Genomic DNA, 11660 nt, shown 5'->3' with positions numbered 1-11660 from the left:
ATCCTTAAAGGATATGTTGTGACGATCAGTTTATATGAAAGCTGGTCTTTACAAGATATGGCGCAGGGAAGGATCCGTCAGATGGACACTCGTCTGAAGACCCGATTTTTATTGCTTCTGGTGCTTCGGATTTCGCAACAGTATTTAGTTTATTTGCGACAGATCGACCGCTTATCGAGCCGTACAGAATCGAAACTTCACCAATCGATGGAAAATAAAGAATTGATCCAGATGTTAGGTCTGGAAAAATCCCTGGTTTTCTTTTCCACTTCCTTGAAAGCCGATGAGATCACTTTGAATAAGATCCGAAGAGGAAAAATGATCAAACTTTACGAAGAAGACGAAGATCTTCTGGAAGATGTGATGATCGAGATCAACCAGGCCATTGAGATGTGTAATATCTATTCTAATATTTTAAGTGGAACCATGGATGCTTTTGCCAGTGTGATCTCCAACAACCTGAATATCGTGATGAAGGTCTTGACCGTGATCACGATCGTAATGGCCATTCCGAATATTATTTTCAGCTTTTACGGTATGAATGTAGATGGTCTTCCGGTACCTCACGTACTGTTTCCAACGCTTGTTGCCGTTGTCGCCTGCGGTATCGCGATTTTGATCTTTAAGAAAAAAGACATGTTCCATTGATCAAGGAAAGACGATTTATGAAAAGAACAAAAGTATTTACAACTTCCAAACTGGAAGAAAAAGACAGAGCTGAGAATCTTTTGTCGGAAAATCAGATTGCCTATGAAGTCAAAATGAAAGATGTTAATCAGCTGCATCCTTTTATGACCGCTTTGATGGGCGCTTACCTGGCAGGGGATCATAAACCGCATTATGCCTGGGATTTTTATGTAGAAAAAACAGATGAAGAACAAGCGCTTCATCTGTTAAAGTCTATAGATCGTTCATAAATCCGATATATTTTAGTTTCTCCCAGAACGTCAATTGTTGTTCCACAGCTTTTTTAAGTTTTCTGTAAAAACGGGAAAGATCGATCTTTTGATCGGCATAAAGCGATAGAAGCAGTTTTTCCTGCAAATCAAGACATTCTTCTTTTGTCAAAGAAGGAAAGCGTTTCTGCAATTGGTCGACAAATGCTTTTTCATCGATCCGTAAACGGTCAAAATTTGGATCCATGGATAAAATTCGCAAGATACAGGTCAAATCATCTTTTGGCCTTTTTTTATGTTTGATCCAAAGAATTTTACGAATCCCCAGAACCAGCATGACAACGATTCCCAATATCAAGATCAGTAACGCGATACGATCGAAATTAAAGCGGGAACTGGTTGTTTGGCTGACGGCCAGTTTGTATTGAGAAGCATTCTCTTCAAGGGCCTGTTCCAGCTTTTCGGTATCCAGGCCAGGATATTCGGGCCGGATCCGTCCCTGGGCGTCTGGGGTCATATCCACCGGGATCCATCCATAAGGGTCCACATAGATCTCGGCCCAGGCATGCGCCTGGTTTTCTCGAACGTTTGCACTCAGATTGCTGGAAAACTGATCTGGCGACACGGTATATCCGGAGACATAGCGAGCCGGAATCCCGTAGAGCCGGTACATGAGTACGGCTGTTGAAGCATAATGAACACAATAGCCTTTCTGTCTGGAAAATAAGAACGTTTCGACGATGTTCTGATTTCCACTGGCAATTCCCGGCGATCGGGAGTATTCGGTATTTTCCTGAAGGATGCCCGCAATGGTTGCGGTGATCGAATCCAGATCTTTTTGAGGATGCGAATCCACCAGTTGTTTTAAATGAGGGATCGCTTCTGTATCCACTTGGGTATAGACACTTTGAGCAGCCTTTTCATACAATTTTGCGAATTCTTCACTTTCTTTGGATCGATAGGGATCCAGAGCCTGTTCGTTTGTATAGGTATAGATTTGATACCGGTTTGTGGTGGAAGAAATGGAATAATAGGGGGTCAGTTCTTCCAGGTTGTTGACGGAAGAAGAAAGAAGAATGGTCACAGGTTCGGAGTCCATACTGCGAATCACAGCGCGCTCCAGCCGCTTGTATGCGTTTTTGATCTCGTAGGGAGACGAGTAATCTGAATAATGTTTGCGGATCTCAGAGACCAGTTCTGTTTCTTTGTCTTCGGTCCAGGTCTCGTTTTCATAGGTTTCGCCGATAAACCCTTTTAAATACAAGGTATCTTTTGGCGGGTCATAGGCTTTGATGGTAAAAACGATGGTGTCCGAATCATGATTGTTTCCTCGCGAGATCACGCCGGAAACCGGTTCGTGCCGGCCGGATCGAGCCCAATGAGACAACTGTGTTTCCGCATGGTTGATCCACTCAAAAACAGGTTTTTCCAATACGCCGGATAAAACAAATCCAAGGATCAGTACAGGAACGCTGAAGCACAGTACTTTTTTTACCATGGAGAAGGTCAATGGCTGATTCAGACTTGTTTTGACCCACAGAAGGATCTGTAAAAAGAAAAGCAGAAAACAGCTTCCAAAGGAGATAGAAGGATCGAGAAGCAAAATACCGCCTATAAGACCGGTGGTGATCAGCCAGTAAAGAAAAGGCCGATGCGCCTTAAACAGGATCCAGTAAAAAATCACTAAAAGGAGGGCCAGAACAAGACTCAGCATGGTGTCGATCTTAACGGTTGTAACGCTGACAGATTCTTGGATCGAAGTGATTTCTTCAAGGATCTCAGGAATCTGAAATAAACCAAAAGAAATCAAAAACAGGCCGCAGACTCCCATCAGGATCTTTCTATACAGGCCGGAAAGCATATGGATCGCCATCAAGAGGATTCCAAACAAAAGGGTGATCAGATAGACGCGGATATCGATTTTAATAAAAGTTTGATCGTATAGAAAAAAAAGCACGATGAAAACCTGGATCATAAAAAGGATAGGATCGGTCCATTGACTTGGGCCATTTGTTTTCGTGTGCTTTTTTAAGGTCATACGTTTTATGCGCTTTCTTTGATATAGTAGATTTGATCTTGGGCATCGATGATTGTATTTTCCCAGGTGACTTTTAAATCAAACGGAAATTCAGTACACGTGCTGTAACTGTCCATGTTTTCAAGCAGGACATCGGTAAAGACTTTGTCCAAAGACATCAGAGAATCGACAGGACAGACATAAATAGAGTCTTTCGTTTGTATTCCCAGCTGACAGATATGGCCTTTTTGAAGACAAGTCATCAGGCAGGAATACACAAGCTGATGATAAAAACTGATTTGCAGCGAAGAGTGTGTGTTTCGCCTGCCATAGTCACAGAATATTGATAAGGCTCCGGGACTTTCTTTTTCGAATTCTTTCACATAGATCTTTTCGAATCGAATGGTCTGGTTCCAGTGAATGTGGCGAAGCGGTTGTTTTCCATTATATTCTTTGATGTCCTTGATTTCTAAATCGTTTTCTCCCTGCACAGAAGAAGTACGGTTTCTTTCGGTGCCGGTTCCTTTTCCCAATGCATCGTTTAATTGAAGGGGGATTGGTATTTCTTCAGGAAGAATCGCGATGGAAGTGATCCATTGAGGAAAACGGATCGTTTTATAATAGAGACCGATCCAGTCATAGACTTGAATGGCTTTGATCTGAAGATCCCACTTTCCGCAGTACTCGGGAAAATACGAAAAGTGAATGGCTTTTGGCTCGATCATGATTTTATGCCTCTTTTTTTGCGGCTCGTTTTCAAATGAGGTCGTAAAGATCACTCGCAGTTTAAAAACGGGAAGTTTTCCTTTTAACGAAATGGTAAAAGGGAGCAAAAGGTCTTCGTTTTTATGAAAAGAAGACACCGTATAGGTCTTATGGATCTGCACTTCTTTTTGTAAGACCCATGTCAAACAAACCATGGCCAACAGGATCAAAAGCCAGATCAGGGCAAGGGCCCACAGTAAGGAACTTCCAAACATTCCGCTGACAAAGATCAAAACGATAAGGAAAATGAAATAGAAAAATCTTGTCATATTATTTTACCTTGACAGTTTTCAATATGTTTTGAAGCACTTCTTCTTTTGTGAGTTTCTGGGCATAGGCCTTGGAAGACAAGAGAATACGGTGCCTCATCACGTAAGGAAACTGTTTTCGGATGTCTTCGGGCAAAACGTAGTCACGTCCGGCATACCAGCTGGATGCTTTTGCGAGTTTTACCAGAGCAAGGGTAGCTCGGGGACTGGCGCCAACCTGGATCATTGAATCGTTTCGTGTTTGTTGAACCAGGCGTACGATATATTCATATAAAATATCTTTGACGTAAACGGATGCGATTTCCTGTTTTGCCTTGTCCAAAACATGTGCTTCCAGCAAAGGATGCAGTCTTTTTATTTTTTGTTTGGAGTCCATGGCCTGTGCCAGACGCAGTTCATCCTGAAAATCCGGATAGCCCAGGGAACATTCGATCATGAAACGGTCGATTTGTGCCTCTGGAAGTTCCTGTGTTCCAATTGCCTGGTTGGGATTCTGTGTCGCAATAACAAAAAACGGTCTGGGTACTTCCCGGGAGATTCCATCAACGGTCACTTTTCCTTCTTCCATAACTTCCAGCAGACTGGATTGAGTTTTTGGCGATGTACGGTTGATCTCATCGGCCAGCAGGATATTACAAAAGACGATGCCGGGCTGGTAAATAAATTTTTTTGACTGCCGATCCCATACGGAAAAGCCGGTCAGATCGGTAGGCATGATATCAGGTGTAAACTGAATGCGTTTAAAATCTAAGCCCATGACCTTAGAAAAAGCTAAAGCCAATGTCGTTTTACCAACACCAGGGAGATCTTTTAAAAGGACGTGTCCTTCACAAAGAAAAGATAATAAGATTTCTTGAATGACTTCTTCCTTTCCCAGTATGATTTGATTTAAGGTGTCTGTGATCGGGTCAAAGTAAGGTTTCCAAGTCATAGTTGATTCACTTTCTAAAGAATGTTTTTCTTAACTAAAGTATATCGTAAGAATCAATGACACTGCAATACAAATGAGATGCAGGAAACTTCCCATTGTGTTTCATATTGAAAATAGACATCGAAAGGATAGTTTTGTAGAAAGGCAGAGATCTCGTTTTGGAGATGAGCATTCATTGAAGAAGAACAGCGAATGCGCAGATGAAAATGAAAAGAACCTTTTGAATGAAGCCATATCTTCCGTTTTCCCGGATACGTACAGGCGGCCTTTAAAGAAATATTCAGTAAGTTTTCAAAAAAATGAATTTGTTTCGAAAGACTGAAATACGAAAGAAGATCCTGATGGTAAAAGATATCGATCTCAATTTGATGTTCATGGATGAAGACTTCTCTTTCTTTTAAAAGGATATCAAAAACAGGCGAACGGGTATAGATCTGATTGAACTGACGAAAAGTGATTTGGGTTAGCTCTTTGAGGTTTTGATCAAGTTCTTTCCATTTGCGGTTGTTGAATAACAGATCCAAAGAAGAGAGTTTCGTTAATAGATCATGAATAAAATTAAATGTATTTTGATATTGATCATCTAAAAAACGGACCATTTTGGTTTGTGCTTGAAGACAGGATCGAACAAAAAGAGTTCGCATTTCCAGAAGAGGAAACAAAAGGGATAAACTTTCAAAGAACATCAGAACACAAAAAAGAAGACAAGCTTTGACGTTTTCAAAATCGATGTTCAAGTTTCCGTATGTAATTCCAAATGCAGTCAAAATGATGGAAGGAATCAGGAAAATAGAGAAGAAAAAAGGGAGGGAAATCTGACGGATCAAATAAATCAAACCGTAGATAAGGCGGCTTTGAACATGAAAAAGAAACTGGGTCAAGACAATGATGATGAAATAGATCCATGAATGAGTATGAATCGGCTGCAAGAGCAAGCCTGTCCGGGCCCAAAGAAATACCGCCAGTTCTTCGGACAGGGCCACTGTAAAATAACAAACACTCCATATACAGAAGATACGAAATGGAGAATGTTTATAGATCAAGAACACATAGATCGTTAAGATCAGATAAAGAAGGAGTTTTGTTTCTATTGGAAGAGCTTGATGATTTTTAAAGGAGATCAGAAACCAGGTCAAAAAAGTCAGGATAAAAAGGAATCGCTTTTTTGAAAAGCGGAAAGGGAAATATCTTTTAAGAAAAAGATTGATGGAAATCAAAGTTAAAATGTTGGATAGAAAAATCATAAAGAATTCAAATGTACATAGAACTGTTCTTTAAAAGGTTTCCTGAACTTTTTTGATAGCGGGATCTTCATTCCGGTCCGCAACAAAACCATATGCCGTTCCAGACAGAGCTTGTGAACGTGGTCTAAATTGACGATATAAGATTTATAGGGCTGAGCAAAATCAAGGGATTCCGTTTTCTGGATCCAGTATTTCAGGGGATAGGTCGTTGAGATGATCTGATGATCTTTGAAATGAAGCAGCGTGTGGCGATCCAGGTATTCAATGCAGATGATGTTTTTAAACAAGATCTTATGACGGGAAATCTTTGGATCATAAAATCCGATTTGGTCTTTTTGATACCGCTGGAGGATACTTTTCATTTCCAGATGGAAAAAGACTTTGTCGATCGGTTTGACAAAATAGCGCTTCACATCCGCTGTATACGCCTGGATGGAATACTGTTTAAAACGGGATGTGATCAGAATCAGGATGTTGTCATCCATCTTTCGAATCTTTCTTGCCAGTTCAATGCCGCTTTGGTCTTCCAGGCGAACATCGAGGAAGATCATATCGAATTGAAGGTAAAATTCAATATCCACGTTCATATTTTGAAGTGAAAAGATCTGATACGGTATTTTCAGATCCTGAAGAAGATCAAAGAGCAGATCTTTCAGATGCTCCTTGTCCTTTTTATTGTCTTCACAAATTAAGATCTTTAACATAGAAACCTCCTTTTAAGATGTACAAAACCAATTTCAAACAGACAGATCCATAATGAAATCAGGATCTCATAAGCATACAAAGGCATATCCAGACAATAGAATAAAACCAGAAAGAAAAGATAAAAGAGTTCTCTATTCAAGGCACGATGGGTGTGGTATTGAATTTCTTTTGGTGACAGGGGCTTGTTGGGATGGTCGGCGGTCTTTAGAAGCCAGGTGGCGAGCATTCCAGCCAGATAGAAAAGAAAAAGAAAGAAAAATTTGGCTTCAGGAAGAAACGAAACGCCGCAGGGGATCACAAACGTTGTCAAGACGGTCAGGGCGATGCATAGAATCGAATTCTGTACGTGGATCCCTCCCAGTTGAGACCGGAAGCTGAAATAGGGAATCATAAAGCAGAGCACATCGAATACTTTATGAAAGAAAATGGAAACGATCAGTATCACGAAAAAATAGATGCCATAACGTATCAGTACGGCTAGACCGTATTCAAAGACATCGTGATCCAGCTTTTTTCCGTGACGATGTAAAAACATATAAAGGTTGTCTAAATTCATAATAAAAGTCCTCTTGTGTAGATTTTGGGCATTTTGTGCAACGATGGATTCCATCTTTGACAGTATTGAATAAGATAGTAGAGATGAAAGGAGAAAAAGAATGTTTGATAAGGTAAAGAATGGATCTTTGGAACTCTTCGCAAAAGCGATAGAAAAGGCCGCTGTGCAAACGGTCAACAGTGCTTCGATCGTGGTGCATGGGCAGAAAAAAGAGCCGCAAAGTCTGCAGCGTTTGAAGAATCTGGATAAGATCAGTCGTTAGAATCGGGAAGAATGTTTACGATACGATAAAGAAATTTCTTGTCTTCGTCGGTATATTCGGGCATGCGGATTCGAAGAATGTTCAGGATCTGGTCAGTCTCGTCAAGATCTTCATGGATGATATTGTCTAGGGAAAGGTTCAATTCTCTGGCTAAGATGTCAATGACTTCTAAAGATGGATTGACGATGCCTTTTTCAATATTCGCAAGATGTCTTTTTGAGATACCGGTGATTTCGGATAGTTTTTCCTGAGAAAGATGTTTGGATCTTCGCTGGCTGCAAACGGCATGGCCAAAACGAATCGTGATATGATCAGGCATTATTCTTCACCTCGAGGTTATTGTATCGTTCTCTTAAATGATAGAAAATTCCCCAATCGTTCCTAAAAAGGGAAGAATAATGCTCTTTTTATGAAGGTCTGTCAATGAGACAGACTTTTTAAGTATTGAACGCTTTGATTGTTAACATATTGAATAGATTTATGACGTATAAAAAAATATCCTCAAAAAATAATACACAGGAACCGTGAATCTTTCACGGTTTTTTCGTATACTGAAGGTATGAAGATACAGCGCATACGGGCACTATATTGGAGTGCTACCGGGAATACAAAAAAAGTGGTTCGCTACATGGCTCATTGTTTTTCTTTGCCTGTACTTGAACAAGATTTCACCTTGCCGGATGCCAGAAAAGAGAGCATTGTATGTTCAAAAGAAGAATTGGTGCTTATAGGCTTGCCGACTTATGCAGGAAAACTGCCCAACAAGATCATGCCCTTTGTAAAAGAAAAGATTCAAGGGAATTCGACATTAGCGGTTCCAGTCGTTACTTTTGGGAATCGAAACTTTGATCACTCACTGGCCGAATTATGTATTTTATTAAAGGAAAATCATTTTATCCCGATAGGAGCTTGTGCCCTTTCTTGTCAGCATGCCTTTAGTTCCAGACTGGCTTATGCCAGGCCCAATGAAAGCGACTGGGAAGAATTGGATCATTTCCTGATGAATGTCCAGAAAAAGCTGGACCAGGGGCCTCCTTTTGATTTTGCGGTTCCTGGAGATGCCAAGGCGCCTTATTATTTTCCTAAAAAAGAAGATGGTTCTCCTGCCCGTGTTCTAAAAGCCAAGCCGATCGTTGATAAAGTTTTGTGTACCCAATGCCGTGTTTGTGCCCACCTATGTCCTATGGGGTCGATCGATACCATGGATCCCTCTTTGACGCCGGGAGTGTGTATCAAATGTCAGCGATGCATTCATCAGTGTCCTCAGAAAGCTCGATCCTTTCAAGATCCGGAGTTTTTATCGCATGTGAAAATGTTGGAGGCACATTATACAAACCCCCGGGCAAATCAGTTCTTTTTCTAAGGGAGCGGTGATACGATTTCGTTAAGGAGATGGTAACATGTGTACGAGTTTCACTTATAAAAATAACGATTTTTACTTTGGAAGAAATTTAGACTTGGATTGCGGTTTTGGCCAGCAGGTTGTGATCACTCCAAGAAATTACGCTTTCTCTTTTCATCATGTGGAGGATTTGAAATCCCACTATGCCCTGATTGGTATGGCCACGGTGATGGATAACGTGCCTTTGTATGCCGAAGCAGTCAATGAAAAAGGTCTTGCCATGGCGGGCCTGCAGTTTACCGGCAATGCGGTTTATTATCCTTTTCAGGAAAATAAATCCAATGTCGCTCCTTATGAACTGATTCCGTGGTTGTTAGGGCAATGTGATTCCATAAAAGAAGCTCGAAAACTTTTAAAGGAGGTTTCGATACTGGATACTCCATTTAAGGAAGGCGTTCCCAATTCTCCATTGCACTGGATCATAGCGGACAAAGAAGAAACCATTGTCTTAGAATCGACAAAAGAGGGAACACAGATCTATGAAGATCAAGTCGGGGTACTCACAAACAATCCGCCGTTTCCATTCCATCTTTATAATCTGAGTCAATATTTGAACGTGACCAAAGCATACCCGAACAATCGTTTTAGTTCCACGATGGAATTAACACCTTATGCCGCAGGAATGGGTGCCATTGGCCTTCCTGGGGATGCCAGCAGTCCTTCACGTTTTATCCATACAGCCTTTCTGAAGGAAAACCTGGTTTCGGATGGAACCGAGAAAGACAATGTGCAGCAGTTTTTTCGAGTATTGAATTCGGTTGCCATGATCAAGGGAAGTGTACTCACTGAACAAAACACGCTGGATTATACCATCTATTCCAGCTGTATAAATTGCGATCAGGGGATTTACTATTATACAACCTATGAAGACTCTTCGATCCGAAAAGTAGAGATGAAGGGTTACGATCTGGATCAAGAAGAGCTGATTTCCATTTCGTGATAGCGTTTCGATATTCAAAAGGCATAGCGTTCTATGTCTTTTTTTGTTTCGATTGAATAACCCTGTAGGTTTTGGTACAGTTTAGACAAGTTATTAGAAACAACATGCATCTGCGGTTTCATCGTTTATAAAGGTTATGGGAAAAGAAAAACAGCTTGAAAATGGAATGTTACATCAATATAATAAAAAGTCGTGTACGATAGTTAGGAAATAAGGAGAGATCTCATCAATGAATTTAAAAAGACTAGCCCCTCAGGATTATGAAACCTGGATCGAAAAATTTGAGAATAGAAATTTTTTACAATCCAGTTATGAAGGCGACAAGATGAAAAAAGACGGCTGGGATATTCATTATCTTGCCGGGATGAATGAAAATACGATTTGCGTTTGTGCCATGGTTGCGATCAAACCGCTGATGAAGTTTTTTCGTTATGCCTATATTCCAAGAGGTCCTTTTTATACAAATCAGGAAGATTTAAAAGAGTATTATGAATTGTTGAAAGCGTATCTGAAAAAAGAAAAATGTGTATATCTTGAAACCGATCCGTATATTCCTTTACGACAAAGAGATGAGAATGGTCAAATCGTTTCAGATGGGTGGAACCATTGGGATGTCGTGGACCTCTATAAAGACATGGGATTTCTGCATCTTCCATTGACACAAGGGTATGATATGACCAGACAATGCCGATGGATGTCGGTTCTGTATCTGGAAGATCAGACCAAAGAACAAGTGTTCAAAGCGTTTCCTTCCAAAACAAGACAAAATATCAAAAACGCATTAAAGTATAATATCGAAATTCGAAAACTAAAAAAAGAGGAGCTTTCTATCCTTCAGGATCTTGTCAGTATGACAGGAGAAAGAAGAAACTTTTCCGCTCTTTCTTTAGAGTATTACCAGGAACAATATGAATGTTTTAAAGACAAAGCGCAGGCATATTATGCCTATCTGGATATTGATGCCTATGTAGAAAACATTCATCAAAGTATTGAGAAAGAAAAACAGGTTATAGAACAAGCCCAGGAAAGGCTGCAGGAAAATCCGCATTCTAAAAATTCGCAGAATCGTCTTCACACGGCCACTTTACATTTGGAATCTTTATACAAGCGTCAGGAAGAAGCGGCTTTGTTGCAGAAAGAACATGGACACGAGCTGGGGCTGGCTGCAGCGATGTTCATCTTTTATGGAAAAGAAGTTGTCTATTTGATGAGTGGTTCCAATGATGCCTATAAAAAGTTTAAGGCGCCTTATGCTTTACAATGGGCGATGATCCAAAAGGCTATTGAACAAGGATATACAGAATATAATTTTTATGGAATCAGCGGTTTGTTTGAACCCGATCAGGATGGATATGGAGTCTTTGACTTTAAACGAGGGTTTAACGCCGTTGTGGTAGAGCTGGTTGGAAATTTCATCCTGCCGCTGAATACGATGTTATTTAACGTCTATAAGAAAAAGAATCACATCCAGGTATAAGAACGAGACCTGTTTCAGTAGATGAATAGGAAGAACCAAAAAATCCCGTTTCGGGATTTTTTTATTTGACCAGGAAATCGATAGAGAAGAAAGATAGAAATAGCTATCTTATTTGAATGCCTATTGTAAGCTGTGGATTCAACGAAAAAAATAAAACGCCATCCTTTCAAATGGCGTTTGTTTTCTATGGCTGGGG

General features: G+C 40.4%; 13 protein-coding genes. 6 read left to right on the top strand and 7 right to left on the bottom strand.

Going from position 1 to position 11660, the window contains the following annotated elements; genetic code table 11:
• A partial coding sequence (locus Q0K03_RS05550; protein WP_297238591.1) for a magnesium transporter CorA family protein occupies positions 1-648 on the top strand: 648 nt, incomplete at its 5' end.
• A 17-nt stretch (positions 649-665) separates the two neighbouring features.
• On the top strand, positions 666-917 hold the full coding sequence (locus tag Q0K03_RS05545) for a hypothetical protein (RefSeq protein ID WP_297238589.1): 252 nt from the start codon (positions 666-668) through the stop codon (positions 915-917).
• Here the strand turns inward: Q0K03_RS05545 and Q0K03_RS05540 are convergent.
• The 6 genes from Q0K03_RS05540 to Q0K03_RS05515 all read right to left on the bottom strand — a co-directional run bounded on the left by Q0K03_RS05540 (position 901) and on the right by Q0K03_RS05515 (position 7383).
• The gene (locus Q0K03_RS05540) at positions 901-2871 is read right to left on the bottom strand and encodes a transglutaminase family protein (RefSeq protein WP_297238587.1); all 1971 of its coding nucleotides are present in this window, start codon (positions 2869-2871) and stop codon (positions 901-903) included. The two genes, Q0K03_RS05545 and Q0K03_RS05540, sit on opposite strands and share 17 nt — an antisense overlap.
• A 68-nt stretch (positions 2872-2939) precedes the next feature.
• Positions 2940-3947: a DUF58 domain-containing protein gene (locus Q0K03_RS05535; RefSeq protein WP_297238585.1), complete on the bottom strand. Its 1008-nt coding sequence runs from the start codon at positions 3945-3947 to the stop codon at positions 2940-2942.
• A 1-nt stretch (position 3948) separates the two neighbouring features.
• Positions 3949-4878, bottom strand: a complete 930-nt coding sequence (locus Q0K03_RS05530) for a MoxR family ATPase (RefSeq protein ID WP_297238583.1) — start codon at positions 4876-4878, stop codon at positions 3949-3951.
• A 53-nt stretch (positions 4879-4931) separates the two neighbouring features.
• Positions 4932-6014, bottom strand: a complete 1083-nt coding sequence (locus Q0K03_RS05525; RefSeq protein WP_297238581.1) for a hypothetical protein — start codon at positions 6012-6014, stop codon at positions 4932-4934.
• 104 nt (positions 6015-6118) lie between these two features.
• Complete coding sequence (locus Q0K03_RS05520; RefSeq protein WP_297238579.1) at positions 6119-6826, bottom strand: LytTR family DNA-binding domain-containing protein; 708 nt, start codon at positions 6824-6826, stop codon at positions 6119-6121.
• On the bottom strand, positions 6820-7383 hold the full coding sequence (locus Q0K03_RS05515; RefSeq protein WP_297238577.1) for an accessory gene regulator B family protein: 564 nt from the start codon (positions 7381-7383) through the stop codon (positions 6820-6822). The genes Q0K03_RS05520 and Q0K03_RS05515 overlap by 7 nt, the downstream gene beginning before the upstream one ends.
• Positions 7384-7483: 100 nt before the next feature.
• Here Q0K03_RS05515 and Q0K03_RS05510 point away from each other — a divergent pair, with 100 nt between their 5' ends.
• On the top strand, positions 7484-7645 hold the full coding sequence (locus Q0K03_RS05510) for an AgrD family cyclic lactone autoinducer peptide (RefSeq protein ID WP_297238575.1): 162 nt from the start codon (positions 7484-7486) through the stop codon (positions 7643-7645).
• Here Q0K03_RS05510 and Q0K03_RS05505 read toward each other — a convergent pair.
• Positions 7635-7964: a helix-turn-helix transcriptional regulator gene (locus tag Q0K03_RS05505; RefSeq protein WP_297238572.1), complete on the bottom strand. Its 330-nt coding sequence runs from the start codon at positions 7962-7964 to the stop codon at positions 7635-7637. The two genes, Q0K03_RS05510 and Q0K03_RS05505, sit on opposite strands and share 11 nt — an antisense overlap.
• A 240-nt stretch (positions 7965-8204) precedes the next feature.
• On the opposite strand from Q0K03_RS05505, the gene Q0K03_RS05500 reads away from it, so the two are divergent.
• From Q0K03_RS05500 to Q0K03_RS05490, 3 genes are all read left to right on the top strand, one after another.
• Positions 8205-9008, top strand: a complete 804-nt coding sequence (locus Q0K03_RS05500) for a 4Fe-4S ferredoxin (protein ID WP_297238570.1) — start codon at positions 8205-8207, stop codon at positions 9006-9008.
• A gap of 37 nt (positions 9009-9045) precedes the next feature.
• Positions 9046-9987 (top strand): choloylglycine hydrolase, encoded by a 942-nt coding sequence (gene bsh / locus Q0K03_RS05495; RefSeq protein WP_297238567.1) that lies wholly within the window; start codon positions 9046-9048, stop codon positions 9985-9987.
• Positions 9988-10216: 229 nt separating this feature from the next.
• Positions 10217-11464, top strand: coding sequence for a peptidoglycan bridge formation glycyltransferase FemA/FemB family protein (locus Q0K03_RS05490; RefSeq protein ID WP_297238565.1), 1248 nt, complete (start codon positions 10217-10219; stop codon positions 11462-11464).
• The last annotated feature ends 196 nt before the right edge of the window (positions 11465-11660 follow it).

This window comes from uncultured Faecalicoccus sp. (assembly GCF_944327125.1).
GTDB lineage: Bacteria > Bacillota_I > Bacilli_A > Erysipelotrichales > Erysipelotrichaceae > Faecalicoccus.
This window is presented reverse-complemented; position numbering and strand designations above follow the sequence as displayed.